Annotated in this window: 20 protein-coding genes and 1 pseudogene; 9 read left to right on the top strand and 12 right to left on the bottom strand. The window is 64.7% G+C overall.

The annotated features are described in order from the left end of the window. Positions 1-116 precede the first annotated feature (116 nt). The 3 genes and pseudogenes from K359_RS0114555 to K359_RS0114565 all read left to right on the top strand — a co-directional run bounded on the left by K359_RS0114555 (position 117) and on the right by K359_RS0114565 (position 3,907). Positions 117-1,604 (top strand): DUF4173 domain-containing protein, encoded by a 1,488-nt coding sequence (locus K359_RS0114555; RefSeq protein ID WP_029080011.1) that lies wholly within the window; start codon positions 117-119, stop codon positions 1,602-1,604. A 28-nt stretch (positions 1,605-1,632) separates the two neighbouring features. Further along, positions 1,633-2,318: pseudogene (locus K359_RS51960) on the top strand (response regulator transcription factor). Next, a complete protein-coding gene (locus K359_RS0114565) occupies positions 2,315-3,907 on the top strand; it encodes an ATP-binding protein (protein ID WP_029080012.1) in 1,593 nt (530 codons plus the stop codon). The pseudogene K359_RS51960 and the gene K359_RS0114565 overlap by 4 nt, the downstream one beginning before the upstream one ends. 71 nt (positions 3,908-3,978) lie before the next feature. Here K359_RS0114565 and K359_RS0114570 read toward each other — a convergent pair whose 3' ends face one another. The 10 genes from K359_RS0114570 to K359_RS0114615 form a co-directional block, all read right to left on the bottom strand. Continuing rightward, positions 3,979-4,833 carry a CoA ester lyase gene (locus K359_RS0114570; protein ID WP_029080013.1) on the bottom strand — a complete coding sequence of 285 codons (855 nt, stop codon included), beginning with the start codon at positions 4,831-4,833 and terminating at the stop codon, positions 3,979-3,981. 3 nt (positions 4,834-4,836) lie between these two features. Further along, on the bottom strand, positions 4,837-5,292 hold the full coding sequence (locus tag K359_RS0114575; protein WP_029080014.1) for a MaoC family dehydratase: 456 nt from the start codon (positions 5,290-5,292) through the stop codon (positions 4,837-4,839). Continuing rightward, a complete protein-coding gene (locus tag K359_RS0114580; protein WP_029080015.1) occupies positions 5,293-6,069 on the bottom strand; it encodes an enoyl-CoA hydratase/isomerase family protein in 777 nt (258 codons plus the stop codon). Positions 6,070-6,085: 16 nt separating this feature from the next. Continuing rightward, positions 6,086-7,291, bottom strand: coding sequence for a CaiB/BaiF CoA-transferase family protein (locus K359_RS51965; RefSeq protein ID WP_051346133.1), 1,206 nt, complete (start codon positions 7,289-7,291; stop codon positions 6,086-6,088). Between the two features lie 109 nt (positions 7,292-7,400). Further along, positions 7,401-8,117, bottom strand: coding sequence for an ABC transporter ATP-binding protein (locus K359_RS0114590; RefSeq protein ID WP_029080016.1), 717 nt, complete (start codon positions 8,115-8,117; stop codon positions 7,401-7,403). After that, entirely contained in the window at positions 8,114-8,872 is a 759-nt protein-coding gene (locus tag K359_RS0114595; RefSeq protein WP_029080017.1) for an ABC transporter ATP-binding protein, read from the bottom strand. Before K359_RS0114595 ends, K359_RS0114590 begins: the two co-directional genes overlap by 4 nt. 2 nt (positions 8,873-8,874) lie before the next feature. Next, positions 8,875-9,654, bottom strand: a complete 780-nt coding sequence (locus K359_RS0114600; protein ID WP_029080018.1) for an SDR family NAD(P)-dependent oxidoreductase — start codon at positions 9,652-9,654, stop codon at positions 8,875-8,877. Then, the gene (locus tag K359_RS0114605; RefSeq protein WP_029080019.1) at positions 9,651-10,679 is read right to left on the bottom strand and encodes a branched-chain amino acid ABC transporter permease; all 1,029 of its coding nucleotides are present in this window, start codon (positions 10,677-10,679) and stop codon (positions 9,651-9,653) included. The genes K359_RS0114600 and K359_RS0114605 overlap by 4 nt, the downstream gene beginning before the upstream one ends. Then, positions 10,676-11,578, bottom strand: coding sequence for a branched-chain amino acid ABC transporter permease (locus K359_RS0114610; protein WP_029080020.1), 903 nt, complete (start codon positions 11,576-11,578; stop codon positions 10,676-10,678). Before K359_RS0114610 ends, K359_RS0114605 begins: the two co-directional genes overlap by 4 nt. A gap of 88 nt (positions 11,579-11,666) precedes the next feature. Continuing rightward, the gene (locus K359_RS0114615; RefSeq protein ID WP_029080021.1) at positions 11,667-12,926 is read right to left on the bottom strand and encodes an ABC transporter substrate-binding protein; all 1,260 of its coding nucleotides are present in this window, start codon (positions 12,924-12,926) and stop codon (positions 11,667-11,669) included. 172 nt (positions 12,927-13,098) lie between these two features. Here K359_RS0114615 and K359_RS0114620 point away from each other — a divergent pair, with 172 nt between their 5' ends. The 5 genes from K359_RS0114620 (at position 13,099) to K359_RS0114640 (ending at position 19,053) form a co-directional block, all read left to right on the top strand. Then, entirely contained in the window at positions 13,099-14,595 is a 1,497-nt protein-coding gene (locus K359_RS0114620; protein WP_029080022.1) for an AMP-binding protein, read from the top strand. Further along, entirely contained in the window at positions 14,592-15,236 is a 645-nt protein-coding gene (locus tag K359_RS0114625; protein ID WP_029080023.1) for a TetR/AcrR family transcriptional regulator, read from the top strand. Before K359_RS0114620 ends, K359_RS0114625 begins: the two co-directional genes overlap by 4 nt. Beyond that, positions 15,233-16,006 (top strand): SDR family NAD(P)-dependent oxidoreductase, encoded by a 774-nt coding sequence (locus K359_RS0114630; protein WP_029080024.1) that lies wholly within the window; start codon positions 15,233-15,235, stop codon positions 16,004-16,006. Before K359_RS0114625 ends, K359_RS0114630 begins: the two co-directional genes overlap by 4 nt. A gap of 9 nt (positions 16,007-16,015) precedes the next feature. After that, on the top strand, positions 16,016-17,938 hold the full coding sequence (locus tag K359_RS0114635; RefSeq protein ID WP_029080025.1) for an NAD(P)/FAD-dependent oxidoreductase: 1,923 nt from the start codon (positions 16,016-16,018) through the stop codon (positions 17,936-17,938). A gap of 485 nt (positions 17,939-18,423) precedes the next feature. After that, complete coding sequence (locus tag K359_RS0114640; RefSeq protein ID WP_029080026.1) at positions 18,424-19,053, top strand: 2-hydroxychromene-2-carboxylate isomerase; 630 nt, start codon at positions 18,424-18,426, stop codon at positions 19,051-19,053. 33 nt (positions 19,054-19,086) lie between these two features. On the opposite strand, the gene K359_RS0114645 is transcribed toward K359_RS0114640, so the two are convergent. Together K359_RS0114645 and K359_RS0114650 are read right to left on the bottom strand one after the other, a co-directional pair. Further along, positions 19,087-20,097 (bottom strand): glutathione S-transferase N-terminal domain-containing protein, encoded by a 1,011-nt coding sequence (locus K359_RS0114645; RefSeq protein WP_029080027.1) that lies wholly within the window; start codon positions 20,095-20,097, stop codon positions 19,087-19,089. Then, positions 20,094-21,590, bottom strand: a complete 1,497-nt coding sequence (locus K359_RS0114650; protein WP_029080028.1) for a M81 family metallopeptidase — start codon at positions 21,588-21,590, stop codon at positions 20,094-20,096. Before K359_RS0114650 ends, K359_RS0114645 begins: the two co-directional genes overlap by 4 nt. 188 nt (positions 21,591-21,778) lie before the next feature. Here K359_RS0114650 and K359_RS0114655 point away from each other — a divergent pair, with 188 nt between their 5' ends. Then, a complete protein-coding gene (locus tag K359_RS0114655; protein ID WP_035976608.1) occupies positions 21,779-22,573 on the top strand; it encodes a class II aldolase/adducin family protein in 795 nt (264 codons plus the stop codon). Positions 22,574-22,677: the final 104 nt, after the last annotated feature.

The following is a 22,677-nucleotide window of genomic DNA, read 5'->3' on the forward strand; positions in this document are numbered from 1 at the left end:
GTCTGCACGCAGCCAACCCAAGGTTCGCCATGCCGCAGCCGGGATCGCGTTCGCACACCTTCGATGACGTCAGCGCGACCGCCGGAGTCCAAACGTCCTTCAATCCTGAGGTCACAATGACAAGCCTTGAGTCACCGGAAACCGAGACCCAATCGATTGCCAACGGCTTGCCGCCGGCCAAGGCCGCCGCCGCGCTTACTCTCGCCGCGCTGGCCGATTGGTTGTTCTATGATCAGAATGCCGGACTCTCGGTGGTCCTGTTCGCAGTCGCGCTGGCCGGCGTGTCACTGGCCTCCAACTTTGGTCACCTCGCTCGCCACAGGCTGCTGATGGCCGGCGCGATCGTTGTGGCCGGGTTGCTCCCTGCCCTGGAGGAGTTCAACGCAGCCTCGCTAGCCTTCGCCGTTCTTGCGCTCGGCACCGCGCTCACTCTCACGACCAATCCCTGTCTCGACAGTGTGGCCAAGGGAGCTGCCTCGCTGGTGGACCTCTTTCTGGTCAGCCCTTTCAGGTTGTTCCGGGACGTCGTCAACGCATTCAGCCTGCCGGGCCTGACCAGGGGTTTCATCCTATGGTTCGTACCATTGCTGCTCGGAACCGTGTTTGTCTCTCTGTTCGTCGCCGCCAATCCAGTGCTGGAAATATGGATCAGCCAGCTGAACCCGGGCAATCCCGCCGCCAGCCTCAGCCTCGGTCGCACGCTGTTCTGGATCCTCGCATTGGCGCTGGTCTGGCCCTTCATCCATGTCAAATGGCGGCACTACACCAACGTCGTGCCCAACGGACCTCGATCTTCCGCGAAGGATCCGGCCGAACCCGATCATTTCATCGACTTGTTCGGCGCAGGCTCCATCCTGCGCTCCCTGATCTTGTTCAACCTGCTGTTTTCGATTCAGACCATTCTCGATGCGATCTATCTCTGGGGCAACGCGACGCTTCCTGCCGCCATCACCTACGCCTCCTACGCCCATCGTGGCGCCTATCCGTTGATCGTCACGGCGCTTCTGGCCGCGGCCATCGTTCTGCTCGCGATGCGGCCGGGCGGCCCGGCCGAACAATCGCGAGTGATCCGACCGCTCGTCTACGTCTGGGTCGGGCAGAATGTCTTGCTGGTGATCTCCTCGATGCTCCGGCTTGATCTCTACGTCCAAACCTACCTGCTCACCTACTGGCGCGTCGCGGCATTCGTCTGGATGCTGCTCGTCGCGGACGGGCTGATCCTGATTCTGGTGCGCATCGTCCTGCGGGCATCGAATGAATGGCTGGTCGGCACCAACCTGTCGGTACTGACCATCGTGCTCTATGTCTGCTCCCTGGTTAATTTCGCCGCCGTCATCGCCGACTACAATGTCAGCCACAGTCGCGAAGCCTCGGGCAGTGGCGTCAATCTGGATATGGACTACTTGATCCAGCTCGGCCCCCAAGCCCTTCCGGCCATCGACCGGGCGATCCAGCTCCGCTACGCCGACCGGGTCCTTGTCTCGCGCCGCAATAGCCTTGTAGAACAGCAACGCCAGCAGATGGCCTCATGGCGCAGCTGGGGCTTTCGCGGCTGGCGGCTTCAGCGTTTCCTGGACAGGCAGCAGACCAATGCGCCGGGATAGTCGATGCGCCGGTTTTCGGAGAAGACTCGTGACGCACCGCATCCTCATCGTCGACGACGACCTGCATCTCCGCGAGGTCATCCGCGTCGCCCTCAAGAAAGCCGGCATGAGCGTGGCCGAGGCCCGCGACGAAAAGGAGGCGCTGACCCGGTTTGCCGGCGAGTCGACATCGGCATGCCGGAATTCGACGGCCTCGATGTCTGCCGCGAGATCCGCAAATCATCGGACGTGCCGATCCTGTTCCTCTCCGCCCGCGACGACGAGATCGACCGCGTCCTCGGCCTCGAGATCGGCGGTGACGACTACGTAACCAAGCCGTTCAGCCCGCGCGAGCTCGTCGCGCGGGTGAATGTCATCCTGCGGCGGCTGACCCCGCGGATAGCGGCGTCAAGAACAGAGGCCGCCGTGCTCGCGCGGGGGCAGCTCTCGATCGATCCCGAGCAGCACATCGCGACGTTCGCGGGCGTGCCGCTGCGCCTGACTGCGATCGAGTTCGGAATCCTGCGCGCCTTCCTGACGCGACCGACGGTGGTGTTCAACCGCGAACAGATCATGAGCGCGGCCTACCAGCTCAACATCCAGGTCTCCGACCGCACCATCGACAGCCACATCCGCAACATCAGAGCCAAGCTCGCAGCCGTGAGCTGCGACAACGTTATCGAGACCGTTCACGGCGTCGGCTTCAAGCTCGGTCGCTGCGAGCTGCAGGCATGACATCGTTCCGCGCCCGCCAGAAGTGGCGACCGTCGCTTGGTCTGGTCATCTTCACCGTGCTTGCCTTGGTCGCTCTGCTGCCGCTGGTGGGTCTGTTCTTCTTCCGCCTCTATGACAACCAGCTGATTCACCAGACCCAGGCCGAGCTGATCGCGCAGAGCCGTGTGCTGGCTGCAATCTATGCGCGGGACGTGCAGGCGCGGCTTGGCAACGCCATCCCGCTCGGCCCCGCGGTCCCGCCGGAGGCGCTGCCTGATCCCGGCGATCAGGTGACGCCGATCCGGCCCGCGCTCGACCTCGCCGGCAACGACCTGCTCCGGCGACGGCCCGACGCGCTGCCGGCGGCCAGGCCGGCGGATCCGGCCTATGTCGAGATCGGCACCCGGCTGATGCCCATCATCCTGGAGACCCAGAAGGTCACGCTTGCGGGTTTCCGGATTCTCGATCCGCAGGGCGTGGTGATCGCCGGACGCCAGGAGGTCGGACAGTCGCTTTCCCATATCGAGGAGGTGGCCGCGGCGTTGCGCGGCCAGTATAGCGCCGCGCTGCGCATCCGCATGCCCGACAAGCCTCCGCCACCGATCTATTCGATCAGCCGCGGCGTCGGTGTTCACGTCTTCTCCGCGATGCCCGTGATCGTCAACGACCACGTTGCCGGCGTGATCTACACGTCGTGGACGCCGAGCAACATTTTCGACCATCTCTATCAGGAGCGCGGCAAGTTCCTGCTCGCCACATTGGCCGTGCTGCTGGCGACGATTGCGATCGGGTTGATGTTCTCACGCACGGTCACGCGCCCCATGCGCGAGCTCGTCGATCGCGCCGTGCGGATCGGCCGTGGCGACCGCAACGCGTTCCAGCCGCTGCAGCACTACGGCACGCGTGAGCTCGCCCAGCTCTCAGATAGTTTCCTCGATATGGCCCAGCAGCTGTCGCGCCGCTCCGACTACATCGCGACCTTCTCGGCCCACCTGACGCACGAGTTGAAATCGCCGCTGACATCGATCAGGGGCGCAGCCGAGCTGCTGCAGGATTCGCTTCAGAGCAAATCGGATACGCTGACCCGCTCCGAACAACAAAGCTTCATCTCGAACATCCTTGGCGACGTCGAGCGGCTCGACGCAATGAGCCATCGGTTGCGCGAGCTGGCCCGTGCGGAGAGCGCCCCACAGAACGAGCAGACCCCGCTCTCTCCCGTCATCGAAAACCTGAAGGGCCGCTTTGCAGGCCGTACCATTGCGGCCAGCGGCTGCCTCGACCGCTCAATCGGCATGTCCGGCGAGAAGGCGCTGATCGTGCTGGCGCATCTGGCCGACAACGCGTTCCGTCACAACGCCAAGTCGGTGGAGATCGAAGCGACCGGTGACGCCTCCAGCGTCAGAGTGTCGGTGAGCAATGACGGCGACCCGATCTCCGACGCCAACCGCGACAAGATCTACGATGCCTTCTTCACCACGCGCCGCGACAGCGGCGGCACCGGCATGGGGCTTGCGATCGCGCAAGCCGTCATGGTGAGCCATGGCGGTTCGATCCGTCTCCTGCCCTCCAGCCAGGGTGCAGCCTTCGAGTTGCAGTTTCCCGCCGTCTGACCGGTCAGAACCGCTTGATGATGATCGCCGCCCTCATCTCGGAGGGCGCGTTGATCGAACCCACTTCCCGACTATTTCCTGCGCGAAGCCAAAATCTTCTCAGCGGCACGAAGGTGCGGCTTGTCCAGCATCTTGCCATCCATCTTGGCGACCCCGGACGGATTGCCGGCGAACGCGGCGACCACCCGCTCCGACCACGCGATCTCCTCATCCGTCGGCATGAAGGCCGCGTTGACAACGTCGACATGCTTGGGATGGATCACGGCTTTGGCGAGGAAGCCGTCCTGCCGCGCGGCAATGGCCTCCGCCTTCAACGCATCGAGATCGTTGATGTCGGTGGCAATGGTATCGATCGCGACCACCCCGGCGGCGGCCGCGCCGATCAGGCAGAGATCGCGGGCCAGGATGAAGGGCGAATGATAGCGGCCGTCGGTCCGGTTGCGGGTTGCCCCGAGCGAGGCCGCGAGATCCTCCGCACCCCACATCATGCCCCAGAGCCGCGGGCTCATGTTCTCGAAGTCGAGGATTTTCAGCACCGCCCGCGCCGTCTCGGTCGCGACCGTGACAATCCGCGTCGTGCCCTGCGCGATATCAGACGCGGCCTCGAACGCGTCGAGATACAGCGCGAGCCTGTTGACATCGGCGGCACCGGCGCATTTCGGCAGCACGATGCCGTCGGGCTTCCCCGGCATGACAGCGGCGAGGTCGCCGAGCGTCAGGTCGGTATCCAGCGCGTTGACGCGGATATAGAGCTTCTGGTTCGGATTGCGCGCATCGAGCATCTTGCGCGTGATGCCGCGCGCGACGACCTTCTGGTCCGGTGCGATGGAATCCTCGAGATCGAGGATCAACGCATCGGCCGCGGTCTTCTTCGCGCTCTCGTATTTCCGGGTGCTGTCGCCGGGAACGAACAGGAACGATCGCATTGTCTATGCCTTCGGCTTGCAGTGCATCAGGCCGGTGCGGCGGCAGCTCGCCACCACCTCGCCGCGCTGATTGGTCATGGTGTGCTCGAACTCGACGATGCCCTGGGTCGGCCGCGACTTGCTGGCGCGCGTGCCGATGATCCTGGTGTGCGCCTTCAGCGTATCGCCATGGAACACCGGCTTTGGAAACTTGACGTCGGTCATGCCGAGATTGCCGACCGTGGTGCCCAGCGTCGTGTCGTACACGCTCATGCCGATCATGATGCCGAGCGTATAGAGGCTGTTGAACAGCCGCTGGCCGAACTCAGTCTTCTCCGCGAAATGCGCATCGATGTGCAACGGCTGCGGGTTCATGGTCAGGAGGCTGAACAGGGTGTTGTCCATCTCCGTCACGGTGCGGCTGAACTCGTGATGGAATTCCTGCCCGACCTCGAACTCTTCGAAATACAATCCAGCCATTTAGCGTCCCTTGTAGTTAGGCGTCCGCTTCTCGACGAACGCATTCAGCCCTTCCTGGCAGTCTTCCGTCGACGCCACCACGACAAAGCTCTCAGCCGCATTCTCGACCGAGCGGCGGAAATCGGCATCGACCGCGCGCATGAAGGCGTCTCGGCCGATCTTCATCACGATCGGCGACTTTGCCGCAAACTTCCGCGCGATCTCGCGCGCTCGCTCCAGCGCAGTGCCCTTCGGCACCACTTCACTGAGCAGGCCCATGCGATGGGCGGTCACCGCATTGAAGGGCTCGCCGAGGAACAACGGGCCGAACGCCTGGTGCTTCCCGACCAGCCGCGGCAGCTGCACAAAATGGATCGCCGGGATCAGACCGACGTCGATCTCGGGATAGCCGAAGGTCGAACCGTCGCCGGCAATGATCATGTCGCAGGAGATCGCAATCGTCATGCCGCCGGCCCGCACGGCACCATCGATCGCCGCAATCGTCGGCTTGCCCATGCGATACTGCGTATCGTTCAGCGCGAAATACAGCCGCTCGAGGAATGTCTTGGTCTCGATCGCGGGCTTGCCTCTGACGATGTCAAGGTCGAGTCCAGCGCAAAACACCTTGTGAGCGCTGCTGATGATGACGGCGCGCACCGCCTCATCATCGCGCGCCTTCGCAAGGGCCGCCAGCAACGCGTCGATCAGGGGCATGCTGAGTGCGTTGACCGGCGCGCGATCCAGCACGATCTCCGCAATCTGATCGGTGATCGAGTAACGAACGAGGTGCGTGCTCATGATGTATTGCCTCCAATTATCGCTTGGCTTGCCGCACGGCGCCTGACAGCAGCAGGCCGTCGATCTCTGCGGAGCCGAAACCAGCCTCCATCAGCACGGCGCGGCTGTCCTGTCCAACATCAGGCGCGGGACAGAGGTGATCCTCGGACAGGCTCGCGATCCCCGGCGTCCGCGGCGAGTAGACCGCACCGACACCGGGCGTATGCTGGCGCACCGACGCCCTGGTCGCCTCGACATGGGCGTTGCGCAGCCATTCCCCGGGATTGAGGATCCGCTCCGCGATGATATCGCCGGCGTGCAGTCGCGTCAGCCAGGCGTCGGTCGGCTGGGTCAAAAACACTTCGCGCAGCTGCGGGATCAGCGTGTCGGCCGCATCGGCGCGCCGGGCGAAATCGGCGAAGCGCGGATCGCTGGCCAGATCCTCGCGGCCGATCGCGGTGCACAGCCGCTTGTATTGCGGCTCGTTCACCAAAGTCACCATCATCCAGCCGTCCTGGGTCTGATAGGTGCCGGCCGGCACGTTGAGCGCGCGAGGCGCACCACCCTCGAGGATGAATTCCGCGACCTTGTGGCCGAGCAGCGCCGAGGTCGACTGGCAGAGATTGACGTCGATCCAGCGGCCGGTGCCGACCGTCGCGCGCGCGAACAGCGTCGTCGCAATCGCCTGGAACGCATACACGCCGGTGACGACGTCGGAGATGGTGGTGCCGACCCGATGCGGCACGCCATCGGTGCCGAGATTGACCGAGACCAGCCCCGAAAACGCCTGCGCGACCGAGTCCGAGCCGGGCCGCTTCGAGTATGGCCCGCTCTGCCCGAAACCGCTGACCGACAGATAAACCAGGCCGGGATTGTCGCGCGACAGGCTCTCATAGCCGAGCCCAAGCCGCTCGGCGACACCAGGGCGAAATCCTTCGATCAGCACGTCTGCCTCGCGCGCCAGAAGCTGTGCGATCGCGATGCCGTCCTTGTGCTTCATGTCGAGGCACAGGCTGCGCTTGCCGCGGTTGTAGACCGCCGACAGCGTCGTGTGATTGCCGTAGGTCGTGCCGAGATAGCGCGACCAGTCGCCTTCCGGCGGCTCGACCTTGATGACGTCGGCGCCATAGACCCCGAGCAGCATCGCGCAATAGGGCGAGGCGATCCCCTGCCCGAAATCGAGCACCTTCAGCCCGCGATACGGCGCCTCGTGCGTCGGCGTCAGCCTGCGTTCGCCCGCCATTTGTCCTCCCACAGCCGTCGAGGAGCCTTATCCTTTTGGGCATGATCCCCGCGCAAACGCTACGCGTTTGTCGCGAGGAAAACCGTTGCACACTTTTCCGGATCATGCCCTACAGCGCCAGATAGCGCTGCCGGATGTTGTCGTTGGCCTTCAGCTCTTCGATGGAGGATGTGTAGACGATCTGTCCCTTGTCGATAACCGTCGCGTGGCTCGCAAGGCCAAGGCAAAAATGCATGTTCTGCTCGGCGATCAACACTGTGGCACCGGTGCCGCGGAGCTGCCGCAGCAGCTCGCCGATGCGCTGCACGATGATCGGCGCCAGCCCCTCGCTCGGCTCGTCCAGCAGCAGCAGCACCGGATTGCCCATCAGCGTTCGGGCGATCGCCAGCATCTGCTGCTCGCCGCCGGATAGCCGGCCCGCGATCCGGTGCCGCAGCGGCTCCAGCAGCGGGAACACGTCATAGACACGGCGGATCGACCACTCATCCTCTCCGTCCGGCCCCTTCTTCTGGCCGATGACGAGATTGTCCTCGACGGTATGCTCGGGAAAAATCTGGCGGTCCTCGGGCACGAAGCCGAGCCCGGCCCGCGCGATGCGATGCGGTCGCATTCCCGAGACCAACTGGCCGCGCAAGGTCACCTTGCCGCGGCGCGCCGGCGCCAGCCCCATGATGGCCTTCATGGTGGTCGACTTGCCGGCGCCGTTGCGGCCGAGCAGCGCCATGGTCTCGCCCTGCCGTACCGAAAGGCCGACGCCGAACAGGATCTGGCTGGTGCCGTAGTAGACGTCGAGGTCCTCGACCTGCACCACCGGCTGCACACTCATGCCACCGCTCCCGCGTGGTCGTCGCTGCCGAGATAGGCCTCGATCACGGCATCGTTTCGCCGGATCGCGTCCGGCGTCCCGGTCGCAAGAATTCGCCCGTAGCACAGCACGACAATCTGCGGCGCGATCTTGAACACGATATCCATGTCGTGCTCGATGAATACGACGGTGATCTTCTGCCTCTCCCAGAGCTCGCGCACCTTGTCGATCATGCGCCAGCGCTCCTCGGTGCCCATGCCCGCGGTCGGCTCGTCCAGCAGCAGCACCTTGGGTTCGAGCACCAGCGCGAGGGCAATATCGAGCAGCTTCTGGTCGCCATGCGACAGCGTCGCCGCGGTCCGGTTGCGCTTGCTGGCGAGGCCGAGCAGCTCCATCGCATGCTCGGCGCGGTCGCGCGTCTCGGCCAGCGGAAAGCGGCGATGCATCACGCCGGCGCGGCGCTGATCGGCGCAGACCGCTGCCAGCATCGTCTCCTCGACGGTGAGCGACGGGAAGATGCTCGCGACCTGGAAGGCGCGGCCGATGCCATGGCGCACGATCTCGGGCGGCGTCTTGCCCGCTATGTCGACGCCATTGAGCAGGATCTGCCCGGCGTCCGGCCGCAGCGCGCCCGTGATCAGGTTGAAGAAGGTGCTCTTGCCGGCGCCGTTGGGGCCGATCACGGCGGTGAGCGAACCGTCGGCAAAGTCGAGCGAGACGTTGTCGGTCGCCTTGACCCCGCCAAAGGATTTCGAGAGGGCGCGAATTTCCAGCATGGCTAGCCGCCCGCCTCCCGCAACCCGCCATAGCTATTCCACGACGTGGCGACGAGCCAGCCGCAATCGACCGGCACGTTGGCGCCCGTCATGGCGGACGCCGCGTCAGAAGCGAGGAACGCGACCACGCGGCCGATTTCCGAGGGATCGACGAGGCGGCGGAGTGCGGCATTGGCGGCGAGTGCGGAGACATCCCGCTCCCCGCGATCGATCGCATTCTTCAGCGCCGGAGTCAGCGTGTAGCCGGGCGACACGGAGTTGACGCGGATTCCGGACGGTCCCCACTCCGCCGCCAGGCACTCGGTGATGGCGATCACCGCGGCCTTGGCAGGCGCATAGGCATGCAACGGCATCGAGCGCATTCCGGCAATCGAGGCGATGTTGACGATGCTCCCGCGCTTTCGCGCGATCATCTGCCGCGCAAAGGCGATGCAGGCGACATAGGTGCCGCGCTGGTCGACCCGCACGACGTCGTCCCAGGCCGCCATCGGCAGATCGTGCGGCCGGACCGGCACCTGGATGATCCCGGCGCTGTTGACCAGCACATCCACGGGGCCGCAGTCCCGCTCGATCCCGGCCGCACAGGCCTCGACGCTTCGCTCGTCTGCCACATCGGCGGCAAACGCCCTGCCGCCGACTTCCGCGGCAACCGCCTGCGCCTTGGCGAGGTCGCGGTCGACGACCGCCACAAGGTCGCCGGCCGCGGCCAGTTCCCGGACGCAGGCCGCCCCGATGCCGCTGGCGCCGCCGGTGACGACGCTGATCCGTCCTTTTGCACTCATGGCGCGCGCTCCCCGGCCACGCCGCGACGCTGCGCGAACCATTCGACGACAAAGTCCATCAGGCCCTTCCGCAGGCCGATGGCAAAGAACAGGATCACGATGCCGAGCACGATGCCGTGATACTCGGTCAGGCGCGTGACGGTGTCATTCAGGATCAGGAACAGCATGGTGCCGACCATCGGTCCGAGGAAGGTGGTCACGCCGCCGAGCATGTTGATGAAGATGCCCTCGCCCGAGATCGTCCAATAGGCGAATTCCGGATAGGCGCCGGAGACGAACAGCGCCATGATCATGCCGCCGGTCGAAGCGAACAGCGCCGCCAGCACGAAGATTGTCAGCTTGGCGCGCCAGACATCGATGCCGATGAAGCTCGCCCGCGTCGCGTTGTCGCGGATCATGCGCAGCGTGTAGCCGAACGGCGACTGTGCGATCTGGCGCATCAACAGCAGACCAATCACCAGCAGCGCGCAACTCGCGATGTAGAGATGCAAATGGTTCGACAGATCGATGCCGAGAAACGGCGGCCGCGGGATGCCGCCGCGCAGGCCCTGGTCGCCGCCGGTCAGCGACTGCCACGACAGGATGGTCGAGTGGATCAACATCTGGAACGCCAGCGTGACGAAGGCGAAGTAGATTTCCTTCAGCCGCACGCAGATTGCGCCAATAGCGACGGCAACGACCAGGGTCATCGCCAGCGTGCCGACGAAGGCCACCGGGATCGGCACACCGGTCTTCTGCATCATGAGGCCAAAACCATAGGCGCCGAGGCCGAAGAACATGCCGTGCCCGAACGAGATCAATCCGGTGTAACCCACGAGAAGGTTGAGTGACGTCGCGAACAATCCGTAGGCCGCACAGCGGATCACGAAGTCGAGCAGCTGCTTGCTGCCGAATATCATCGGCAGCAGCGCGAGCACGGCGAACGCCGCGAGCGCGATCAGCACATCGCGATAGCGCTGCGGCCTGGCATCGATCCGGGGAACCTCGAGCGGCTGTGCGCCTTGGCCGGCCTGCAGCTCGGTCATGCGACCTCCTTGCCGAACAGGCCGGTCGGGCGCGACACCAGCACGATCACCATGAAGAGATACATCAGCCCCTCGGTGAACAGCGGGAAGCCGAGCGATCCGAACGAGCGGATCAGGCCGATCAGCAGCGCACCGATCAGCGCACCCAGGATCGAGCCCATGCCGCCGATCACGGTGACGATGAAGGACTCGATCAGCACCGAGAACCCCATGCCCGGCGTCAGCGAGCGCACCGGCGCGGCAAGCGCTCCCGCCAGTCCCGCCAGCATGCCGCCGAGCGCGAACACGCCGCCATAGATCAGCCCGGTGTTGATGCCGAGCGCCGAGACCATCCCGGGATTATGCGCGGCGGCGCGGATGACCTTGCCGATCCTGGAGCGCGCCAGCGCCAGCCCGAGAACCACGGCCGCTGCGAGCGCCACGCCGATCAGCAGCAGGTAATATGGCGGCACCACGCCGCCGGCGATGAACAGCGGCGGCACCTGGAACGCGGCCGGCATGCCCATGGACCTGAATTCGGGTCCCCAGATCATGCGGACGACGTCGTCGAAGATCAGCACGAAGGCATAGCAGACCAGAAGCTGCATCAGCACGTCGCGGCCGTAGACGCGGCTCATGAAGACGCGCTCGAAGATCAGGCCGAGGATCGCGGTGCCGACGGCGCCGCTCAGTATCGCCAGCGCAAAGCTGCCGGTGAACTGATAGGCCGTCATCGCGAAATAGGCGCCGAACATATAGAAGGCGCCGTGGCTGAAATTGACCACCTTGAGCACGCCGAAGATCAGCGTCAGCCCGACGGCGACGAGAAACAACAGCATGCCGATGATCAGGCCGCTGGTGGTCTGCGTCACCAGGCATGCAGGACTGACGAGACAACTGGCGAGCGCGTCGAGGTCCACGGGAAATCATCCATTACGGCGAGCCGCAAGGACGGCGCGCGACAGAAAGGCGGAGACAGCACGCTGCTGCCTCCGCCCCGCATGCGGATCAGGTGTAGCCCTTGCTCTTCTTCCACTCGGCTTCGAGCTCGAAGATGGTCTTCCAGTCGCCTGCCTTCACGTCGGGCACGTAGGGCTCCTGCGGGATCGTGGTGCCCCAGCCGATCGCGTAGCCGACCAGCGTGTGGTCGTCGGCGCGCATGGTGACGGTGCCGTCGGCGCCGAACGGGCACTTGATGGTAAGCCCGGTGAGGGCCTCCGCGACCTTCTTGCCATCGGCCGAGTTCGCCTTCTTGACGGCCTCGTTGAGGAACATGACCGCCGTTGCGTTCTGCCACGACCAGTTGGTCGGATATTCGTTGTACTTCGCCTTGTAGGCATCGCCCCAGGCCGCATTCTCTGGCGTCGGCGGGAATGTCTTGATGTAGCGGTCGCCGGAGTGGATGCCCTTGGGCAGGTTCTTCACCACGGTGAGCGCGGTGTAATCGGCCATGTTGACCGCGAACACCTCCATCTGGGTGAACATCGCGTAAATGTTGGCCTGGTCGATGTACGAGGTGAGATCGCCGCCCCACAGGCAGGAATACAGCGCCTGCGGTTTCGCCTGCAGGATCTTGGTCACCACTTCGGTGTAATCGGGCTGGAACAGCTTTGGCCAGGACTCGCTGATGATCTCGACATCGGGCGCGAACTTCTTCAGGTACAGCACGAACTCGCCGGTGGTGTCGCGGCCATAGGCATAGTCGGGCGAACAGGTCGCCCATTTCTTCAGGCCCTTGGCCTTGGCGATCCCTGCCGCGTAGCCGGCACCGACGATCGAGTCATGAATGCCTTGCCTCACGCAACGGAAAGCGTTCGGGATGTGCTGCTTGGGATCGGCGGTCAGCGACGACGCTTCCGAGCAGGTGTGGATGCAGAGCACGCCGAGATCGCGCGCCACCTCATGAACCGCGAACGATCCCGACGACGCCTCGCCGTCGAGCAGCATCTCGCAGCCGTCGGTGTTGACGAGCTCGCGCGCGATGCGGGCGGCTTCCTGCGGCTGTCCCTTGGAATCGCGGATCACCATCTCGATCTGCCGCCCGGCGAGCCCGCCGGCGGCATTGACCTTCTCGACCTCCAGCATCACCGCATTGCGCGAGGAGGTTCCGAGCTGCGCGACGCGGCCCGAGAGAATGGTCGGCATGCCGATCTTGATGGTCTTGGCCTGGGCACGCGCCACCCATGGCGCGGCAAGGCTCGCCGCGCCGGCACCCATCAGCGCAAGCGTCGAGCGCCGGGTGATGCCCGGTTTCCGGGTCCTCTTCATCTTCCCCTCCCTGTCGGGTGTTGGCGTTCCCAAAATCCCTGTCGGAGATCGTTCCGTCTCCGTGACCGCAATGTTTTCAGAGCAAGGGGGGTGACGTCAAGCCAAAGATGAATTACGACTCATAATTCATCTAGGGAGAAACGGCGCCGGAAATCGGCCCGACGGGCGGCAAATGATCAATCTTTCCAGCTTCATCGCATTTCATGCCAAGCGGACTCCGGACCGCTGTGCGCTGAAATATCGCGGCGAAGATGTCTCCTATGCCGACTTTGATCTGCGCATCCGCCAGGTCGGCGGCTGGCTGGCGGCGCGCGGGATTGCGCCCGGCGACGTCGTCGCGGTGCTGATGAAGCACAGCACGGCCTTTCTCGAACTGGTGTTCGCAACCAGCCATATCGGCGCGGTGTTCCTGCCGATCAATTATCGGCTGTCGGCCGATGAGGTCGGCTATATCGTCGGCAATTCCGGTGCGCGCCTGCTGGTCGCCGACGAGGAATTTTCCGCGATCGCAGCCGGCGACGCGCCGGTCGTGCTGCTCGACGAAGGCGCGCAGTCCAGCATCACCAGCCTCGCGCCCGACATCGCGCCGGCGCCGATCCATGTGCGCCAGCCGCGCGACCTGATGCGGCTGATGTACACCTCGGGCACGACGGATCGCCCCAAGGGGGGGATGCTCACCTACGAGAACATCTACTGGAAATCCGCCGACCAGACGCTGGTGCTCGGGCTCAACGCCGACACCCGGCTGCTCGTCGTCGGCCCGCTCTACCATGTCGGCGCGCTCGACCTGCCCGGCATTGCGGTGCTCTGGCACGGCGGCATGCTGTGCATTCATCGCACCTTCGAACCGGAGCCGGCGCTCGCCGCGATCGAGCGCGAGAAGCTGAACGCCGCGTGGTTTGCGCCTGTCATGACCACCGCCCTCCTCACCTGCCCGAACCGCGAACGCTACGACGTCTCCAGCCTGAAATGGGCGATCGGCGGCGGCGAGAAGACGCCGGAAGTGCGCATCCGCGCCTTCTCGGATTATTTCGGTAATGCGCGCTACATCGATGCCTACGGCCTCACTGAAAGCTGCGGTGGCGACACCTTCATGGAAGCGGGCCGCGAGATCGAGAAGATCGGCTCGACCGGCCGCGCCATCGCCCATGTCGAGATCGATATCCGCGACGATGCCGGCAAGCGCCTGCCCGCCGGGCAGAATGGCGAGATCTGCCTGCGCGGTCCGAAGGTCACGCAGGGCTACTGGAAGGACCCGGAGAAGACCGCATCCGCCTTCTTCGGCGACTGGTTCCGTACCGGCGACGTCGGCTATCTCGACGCGGACGGCTTCCTCTATCTGACCGACCGTAAGAAGGACATGATCATCTCCGGCGGCGAGAACATCGCCTCCTCCGAGGTCGAGCGCGTCATCTACGAAATGCCTGAGGTGCGCGAGGTCGCGGTGATCGGCCTGCCGGACGCGCGCTGGGGCGAAAGGCCGGTCGCCATCGTGGTGCTGGCCGCCGACGCAAAGCTCGATCTGCCCGCGCTCACAGATTTCTGCCGCTCGCGGCTCGCCGGCTTCAAGGTGCCGCGGCAGTTGATCATCCGCGACAGCCTGCCGCGCAATCCATCCGGCAAGGTGCTCAAGCGCGTGCTCCGCGCCGAACTCGAGGCCATCGCATGACACAAGCGACATCTGCCAAGGTGACCAAGCTCAACCGGGTCGAGCGCAACGCCTGGACCAAGCAGAAGATCTTCGACGCCGCGACCAAGATCGTCGGCAAGTACGGCTACGCCGAAGCCTCCGTCGCCCGCATCACCGAAGCCGCCGGCGTCGCGCAGGGCACTTTCTACAATCATTTCGAAAACCGCCAGGAACTGCTCGACCAGCTGCTGCCGAAGATCGGCCTCGACATGGTCCGCTTCATCCGCGCGCGAACCGGCACCGCCAGCGCAGCCCGGCAGGAGATCGAGCGCTTCAGCGCCTTCTTCGATTTCATCCGCGAGGTACCGGAATTCCTGCGCATCCTCAACGAGGCCGAGTTCTTCGCGCCGATCGGCTACCAGAAGCATTTCGACAACATCTCGAGCGCCTATCTGCGGATTCTGCAGCGCGCGCGGGCCGCGGGAACCACCAATAATTTCAGCGACGAGGAATTCGAGGCCATCGTCCAGGTGTTGATGGGCGCGCGCGGCTATCTCAGCCGCCGCTATTCCTACTCCGAGCAGGGCGTCACCGCCGTCCCCGATTACGTCATCACTGCCTACCAGAAGCTGGTCACGCGCGGCCTGTTCACCACGAGCGACAAGGGAAGAAAATCATGAGCGCCGACGGCACCATCCTCGTCACCGGCGGCAGCCGCGGCATCGGCGCGGCGACCGCAACGCTGCTTGCCGATCAGGGCCATCGCGTCGTCATCGTCGACATCGCGCCCGAGCCGCTGGCCGGAACGGCGGCCATCCTTTGGCCGGCGCCGTTCGACGTCGCGAGCGAAGCCGCCGTGGTCGCGGGCATTGCCGATATCGAGAAGGCGCACGGCCCGATCACCGGCCTCGTCAACGCGGCCGGCGTGTTCGGCAAGATGCACACGATCGAGCGCGTGCGGATGGAGCAATGGGACCGCGAGGTCAACATCGATCTGCGCGGCACCTTCCTGGTCGCGCGCAGCGTCGGCATCGCGATGGCGAAGCGGCGGCATGGCGCGATCGTCAACGTCGCCTCGGTGGCCGGCATGACGTCGGGTCCGATCCACGCCTACACCGCGGCGAAGGCCGGCGTCATCCAGATCACCCAGACGCTCGCCGCCGAATGGGGCCGCGTTGGCATCCGCGTCAACGCGGTGTCGCCCGGCTTCACCCGCACGGCGGCGCTCGAGGCCGGCATCGCGTCGGGCGCCCTGAACAGGGACCTGCTGGCGCGCCCGACCGCGATGAACCGGCTGGTCGAGCCGATGGAAGTGGCGCAGGCGATCGCCTGGCTGCTTTCGCCGCAGAGCAGTGGCGTGACCGGCATCAACCTGCCGGTCGATGTCGGCTACATCGTCGGCACCACCTGGGCCGCCTATGGCGGTCTGCCGGACGCGCCGGCCAGCTGAGGACAACGCATGAACATCGAGCTTCCGCGCAAACATCTCGATCTGTCCTCCGCCATCGCCGAGGGCGACATCCGCGTGCTGCTGATGGTGCTCGTGCACCTGACCGGCGACCAGAAGTGGCTGGAGCCGCCCTACAAGCCGAAGCGCGACGTCCGCCTGATCCCCGATCCGGATGCCGGCGTGCCTAAGGAGATCCAGGACGAGATCCGCGCGGCCGTCCTGAACCTGTTCGCGAACGGCACGCCGAAGCCCGTCATCACCGATCCCGGCAACGAGTTGATGCTGCGGATGATGCGCGCCACGCTCGGCGAGAACGTCGCACCGGAATACGCGCCGCTGATGCGCGAGGAGATGGCTTTCACCCCGCGCGATGCGCGCTGGCGCGAGCGGCCCTCCGACGGGCGGCTGGCGCAACAGCATGTGCTGATCGTCGGTGCCGGCGTCTGCGCGATCGCGCTTGGCGTTGCGCTCGGCCGGCTCGGCATTCCCTATACGATCGTCGAGAAGCAGGACGAGATCGGCGGCACTTGGTACGTCAACCGCTACCCCGGCTGCGGCGTCGATACGCCGAACCACTCCTATTCCTTCTCGTTCGGCGCCCGCAATCCGTGGACCCGTTATTTCGCGCAACGCCAGGAATTGCTCGACTACCTGCTCAAGGTCGTGCGCGAATACGACATCCGCAAGCACGTCCGTCTCAGCACCGAGCTCGTTGCCTCCTACTGGGACGAAGCCAGGCGGCGCTGGATCTCGACCCTGAAGACTGCGAGCGGCGAGGAGACGTTCGAGTCCACCGCGCTGGTCAGCGCGATCGGGCAACTCAATGATCCCTTGCCCGCTCGCTTTGAGGGAGACGAGGATTTCAACGGGTTGAAGGTTCATTCGGCGCTGTGGTCCGACGACATCAAGCTCGACGGCAAGCATGTCGCCGTGATCGGCACCGGCGCCACCGCGATGCAGCTGGTGCCTTCCATCGCCGACCGAGTCGCCTCGGTGACCGTCTACCAGCGCACCGCGCAGTGGGCGCGGCCGGTGAAGGGCTATTCCGATCCGATCACCGAAGGCGCGCAGTGGCTGCTCGCCCATCTGCCGTTCTATGTGCAGTGGTATCGCTTCAACATGTTCTGGCGTTACGGCGACGGATTGCTGCTATTCCTGCGCAAGGACCCGGCCTGGCCGCATCCGGACCGCGCCGTCAACAAGGGCAACGATCGGCATCGCCAGGAACTGGCCGACTTCATCCTGTCCGAGCTGAAGGATCGCCCCGACCTGATCGACAAGTGCATGCCGACCTATCCGCCCTACGGCAAGCGCATCCTGCTCGACAACAACTGGTTCAAGACCCTGACCAGGCCGAATGTCGAACTCGTCACCGACAAGATCGACCATTTCGCTGCAGAAGGAATCGTCACCGCCGACGGCAAATCGCGGCAGCACGACGTCATCGTGATCTCGACCGGTTTCAAGGTCTCCGAGATGGCGGCGCGTCTCAACATCACGGGACGCGACGGCAAGACTCTCAGGCAGGCGTGGGACCACGACAATCCGACCGCATATCTCGGTCTCACCGTGCCTGACTTCCCCAACCTCTTCCTGATGCTCGGGCCCAATTCGGGACCTGCGCATGGCGGCAGCGTGATCTTCCAGTCGGAGTGCCAGAGCCGCTACATCTCCGCGTGCCTCGTCGAGATGATCGAGAACGGCATCGCTGCGATCGACGTGCATCCCGATGCGCATGATCGATACATCCGCGAGGTCGATGCCGAGCATGAGCAATTGATCTGGACGCATCCGGGCATGACGACCTACTACCGCAACAGAAGCGGCCGCGTGTTCTCTGCGATGCCGTGGCGGTTCGTCGACTACTGGAAAATGACGCATGATGCGGACTTCACGCAGTATCGCCAGACCAAGTCGCGACAGGACGCCTGACCTGAATTACCCCTCTCGTTAACTTGACAGATGACCATAACTGCCGCAGCATTTCGCTGACTGCACCTGTTGGGGTGCGGGAGCGCCTGCTCCCCGCGTCGCAGGAATTGACGGACGATTATGGGATCGGCCGCCAGGCAGCAAAAGCGGACAGATGTCCGTCGGCCCACCCTTGGAGAGGAGCATGACGCCACCGGCGAAAGCCAGCGACCTTGCTCGGCAAGGTCTCGGTGCACGTGAGGCGAACAGCAGCTGCTAGCCGCGTGTGCCGCCGACAATCTGAACATATCCGCAGGACGAGAGCGCAAAGGCCAAGCGCTTTTAGGTCCAGAATCACCACTGGTCTACACCAGAGATCCTTCGCTAAAACGAAGTAGCAGGGCCCCGCGATGCTTGAATGCACCGGGGCCCATTCGTTTGCCCGCACCGCATTGCGCCCCCGTCCTGGATCGGGAACAATTGTCGTGACGGGATGAGGAACGCTGATGGAAAAGCCGCTTGTGCGAATCTACACCGACTACAAGTCTCCCTACGCCTATGTCGCCAACAGGCGGCTGTTCGAACTCGAGGAGAGCTGCGGCGTCGAACTCGAATGGCTGCCCTACACGCTGCGCATTCCCGAGTTCATGGGCACGGTGGAGGCGCGCACGCCGCACTTCTGGCGCAAGGTGCGCTACGCTTACATGGATGCGCGGCGGTTCGCCAATGCGCAGGGGCTCACCATGAAGGGCCCGCGCCGGATCTACGACGCGTTCTACGCCAGCGCCGGGATGCTGTTCGCGCAGCGTCACGGGCTGTTCCGGCCCTATCACGACACGGTGTTCCGGAGGTTCTGGAACCATGAGCTGGAGATCGACGAGCTGTCGGAGATTTCCGGCGTGATTGCCGCGGTTGGCGGCTCCGCTGAGGCGTTCGAGGCCTATGTCGGCGGCCCTGCCCGTGCGGAGCACGATCGCATCATCGACGAGGCGGAAGCGCTCGGCGTGTTCGGCGTACCCAGCATGGTGTTCAACGGCGAGCTGTTCTGGGGCGGCGACCGCATCGACATGCTGATCGAACGGATCAAGCGGCCGGAGACCATCGCGAATGCCCTCGGGAGCAGGCACCGGACCTAGGCATCCACTACTTCGAATCTGTCTCCTGATCGATCAGCCTCCATCCAGGATGGCCCAACATCCCGTGCGTTCCAGCACGGGCTTCAATGCGGCGCGATCGCCGGCATCGAGCGCGGCGAACTTTTCGCGCAGCTGCTGCAAGCATTTGACCTGATATTTGAACGGCGCCAGCGCGTAAGGCAGCCCCCAAACGTTGATCTCGAGCCGATCGAGTCCTTTCGTGAACGCATCCGCATTGGCCGCCAGGAACGGCAGATAGAGTTCGCCCGCGATCCGCAGCAGCGCCTCGGCGAACCCGCCGAGCGCCTGCTCGCGCGGATACCATTTGCCCTCGACGCCGGACGCGTCATCGAGCCGCCGCACCCAGTGATCGGTGAACGGAGCCCGCTCGCGCATGATCCGCATCGGGGTCGGGTCGGTCGCCATCTCGCTGAGCTGGCCGAAGCAGGCAAAATCCGCCAGCGACGGCCGGCTGCCGAACAGATAGTTCGTCATGCCGACATGCGGCTCGAACGCCGCGAGGGTCCGGCGATAACTCTCCTCCAGCAGCGGCCTGTTCTCGTCGGTCGCGCCGAGAATGACCATGCGCGAAATCTGCCGCTGCCGGAACTGCTCGATCTCCTCGCGGCTGCCGGCCGCGGCGTCCGACGTCGACCATTCCTCGCTGGCCCAGCGCGACACATAGGCCTGATCTTCCGGATCCCACCAGCGATAGAGAAACAGCGGCTTCACCGCCCATTCGTCGGCGAGGTCCTCAAGCAGGTCGCAGACGAACGCGACGGCCTTATCCTCCGGGATGACCGAGCGCCCCTGGTGGCGCGCTTCGAGGTCGTAGGCGAGCGTCGTGGTCTCGCCGCGATAGCTGCCGTCGGGATATTGCAGCACCGGGATCAGCATCGGCTTCAAATGCGCGGTCGCCGCGCGCAGGGCCTTGGTCATGATCACCCAGTCGTGCGGAATCCGCCGGTAACGCAGCAGCGCACGCAGCTTGATCGCATAGGGCGACGCGGTCGATCCGATCAGGCGATAGCGCCCCTCGGTCATGACGACGCCTCCGAGAACGTCGGATTGCCGTACGGATAGAACTGCGCCAGATCGACGTTCTTGTAAGGCAACTTGTCGAGACGCGTCGTGCCGAGGAACGGCTCGTCGGGCTCGACCAGCAGGATCGTCTTGGCAAAGCCGTTGTCGTCAAAACCGCGGCGGAAGTGGACCCGCGACTTGATCGCCATCACATCAAACGTGCCGATGTCGGGGACCAGCGCCTTCAGCGAGAACGGCTCCATGACCTGCACCAGATAGGTGGAGAGGACCAGCACATTGTTGCGCCCGAAGCGCACGCAGACCCAGAACTGCCCGTACCCCTCGCCCGCAGCCGAGATGGTGCCCTGAATACGAACCGGATCGCCCGCCGACTCGTCGGCGCGGCCGCCGATCGCCATGTCGAAGGCATCGCCGGCCTTGGCGCCGGCGGCCTTCAGCGCTGCGGTCGCCCTGCTATCCGCTATGGTCGCGATTACTGTGTTGGCAAGGTCCTGCGCGATGATCTCGCGCAGCAGCCAGGTCGCCGATCCCGAGCGGTCGCTGTGATCGGCCAGCACCACCGGCGTGTTGCCGTCGGCAACCGCCTGCTTGGCCAGTGTGACGCCCTCGGTGATGCTGTGCAGCCTGGTCGATTGCAGCAGCGCCTCGCGCAGCCGCCAGATCGTGCCGGCGAGGTCCCGCGCGACCTGCTCGGCGAGTTTTGGATTGTCATTGGTCAGGACCTGCACGGTCATGCCGACGTCGGGAACATCGGCGAACGGGAAGCCGAAGAAGATGTTGACGTAGAGGTCGACCTCGCGAGCCTCCCAGACCAGCGCACGCTGCACGAGATCCATCCACGGCCGCGCCCCGGTCCATTGCAGCACGGTGGGCGAGATCACGGGAACCTTGATGGTCCGGTGCGTTGGCTTGTAATCACCGCGGATCGCCCGCACCAGCATACGCGCCGCCCGCTCGCCCTGCAGATGGGCGTCATAGTGCGGGAAATATTTGACGGTGAACGCCATGTCCGCCTGTTCGAGGAACGCCTCGTCCTCATTGCCGTGAAGGTCGAAGGTTGCTGCGATGAAGGCGGAACGGCCGACCACCTCGCGCACCTGCCGCGCCAGATCGGCCTCCGGCCGCGGCACGCCACGCACGGCCATGGCGCCGTGCAGACACAGATAGACACCGTCGAACGGAGCCTCGTCCTTCAGTCCCGCGATCATCTTGTCGACGAAGGTGCGATAGGCGCCCTCGGTGATCCAGCCCGATCCGGTACCGGTCTTCGGCCAGAGCGGAGATTCGATACCGACCAGTTCGACCTCGGAGAATTCGCGCGCCACCTGCACGAAGCCGCCCATGTAGTTCTTGGGATCGAGCTGCAGCAGCGCCTCGCCGCTCGCCGGCGAGCCCGGATAGATGAAGTCGTCGAATGTGGTCTCGTTCGGCAGGAACGAGACGGTTTCGTGGGAGAAATGCAGGACGGCGATACGTATCTTGCGTTCGCTCATTTTGCGCGCCTCGGCTGTTTTTCCGTATCCTGACATCGAAGGCGCGGCGCGCCAATGCCGCATTCGGTTTTTGCCCGCCAGCCCTGCAAATACGCAGACGCGCCACAGCTTGCCGCCGCGCCGATTCTGCTATGGTCCACGCCAACAATCGGGCCGCGGGCCCGCAGATGTCTCAAGGAGAGAACGCCATGAATCCCCCCGTCAGCTCGCCCGCGATCAAGGTCGTCAAATCGGTTCGCGAGCAGGTGAGCGCCGAGGAGTGGCAGGCCCGCGTCGATCTCGCCGCCTGCTATCGGCTGACGGCGATGTACGGCATGACCGAGATGATCGCAAACCACATCTCCTGCCGGGTGCCCGGCACCACCAACCAGTTCCTGATCAACGCCTACGGCATGCTGTATGAGGAGATCGACGCCTCCAGCCTGATCAAGGTCGATGTCGAGGGCAACACGCTGCTCAACGCCACCGACTATGACGTCAACGTCGCCGGCTTCGTCATTCACAGCGCCATCCACATGGCCAAGCACGACATGGACTGCGTCGCGCACACCCACACCCCGGCCGGCATGGCGGTTTCCGCGATGGAATGCGGCCTGCTGCCGCTCGCGCAGACCTCGATGCGCTTCCTGCACATCGCCTATCACGACTTCGAAGGCATCGCCGACAATGTCGACGAGCGCGAACGCCTGGTCCGCGACCTCGGCGACAACGAGGCGATGATCCTGCGCAATCATGGCCTGCTGGTCGTCGGCCGCACCGTGCCCGCCGCCTTCAACGTGCTGTTCCGGCTCGAGCGCGCCTGCCAGACCCAGGTGATGGCGCTGTCCTGCAACACCAAGCTGATCTATCCGCCGCAAAACATCCTCGAGGACACCTATGAGCGGATGCAGCCGAAGCCCGGCCGCGCCGCGCGCAACGGCGAGCTCGCCTGGCCTGCTCTGCTGCGCAAGCTCGATCGCGCCGATCCGTCGTACCGGGACTGAGGCGAAATCGCGCCTTCGCATCAACTTTGGGCGTCGCTTGCCCGCTATTTGAGCGCACGTTTTGCCATGAGATCGCCGATGCTAGCCGTCGGCGAGGCGGCAGG

Origin of the sequence: Bradyrhizobium sp. th-b2 (assembly GCF_000426785.1) — a bacterium.
GTDB lineage: Bacteria > Pseudomonadota > Alphaproteobacteria > Rhizobiales > Xanthobacteraceae > Bradyrhizobium > Bradyrhizobium septentrionale.